At 40.2% G+C, this 614-nt stretch carries 1 protein-coding gene; it reads left to right on the forward strand.

Features of this window, described 5'->3' with window-relative positions; genetic code table 11:
• Positions 1-21 precede the first annotated feature (21 nt).
• Positions 22-614: RNA-guided endonuclease InsQ/TnpB family protein (locus I6E78_RS18510; RefSeq protein WP_197183125.1), on the forward strand; the 593-nt coding region annotated here is incomplete at its 3' end.

Genomic DNA, 614 nt, shown 5'->3' on the forward strand with positions numbered 1-614 from the left:
AACTAAATATAATTAGTTGTTATGAAAAAAGCAATCCGTAAAGTTACATATAAAATGAAACCATCAGTTTCTCAAGAAGAATCGCTGATGGATTTGTTTGTCCACCATCACCAGTTGTACAACTGGGCTTTACGTGATCGCATCGAAACATATCGTGATTCTAATTACAGTCTTAACTTTCACGAACAGTGCAAAATCAACACTCTGTGGCGTAATAATCGTAAAGCGCATGGCATTTTCAATGCTAATGCTCAGAGTGAGCAAGTCACATTAAAACGTGTTGCACTGGCTTTTGACGGTTTTTTTAGACGGCTCAAAAAAGGTGATAAGAAAGCTGGATTCCCACGTTTTAAACCATTTCAACGCTTTAAAGGTTGGGGCTACAAGGCTCATGGTGATGGTTGGAAGCTCAACCTGAAAGAAAAAAAGCATGGTGCTGTTTATTTGGCTGATGTTGGTATCGTTAAGATCCGAGGTAAAGCTAGAAACACAGGAGGCAAGCCGAAAACTGCCGAAATCATCCGAAAGAATGGTGAGTGGTTCATTTCAGTTTCAATGGAGTATGACACCATTGAGAGAAACTGTGGCACTAAAGCTGTTGGCTTGGATTGGGG

The sequence above is a fragment of the Pseudoalteromonas sp. NZS127 genome (genome assembly GCF_015864805.1).
GTDB classification, from domain to species: domain Bacteria; phylum Pseudomonadota; class Gammaproteobacteria; order Enterobacterales; family Alteromonadaceae; genus Pseudoalteromonas; species Pseudoalteromonas nigrifaciens.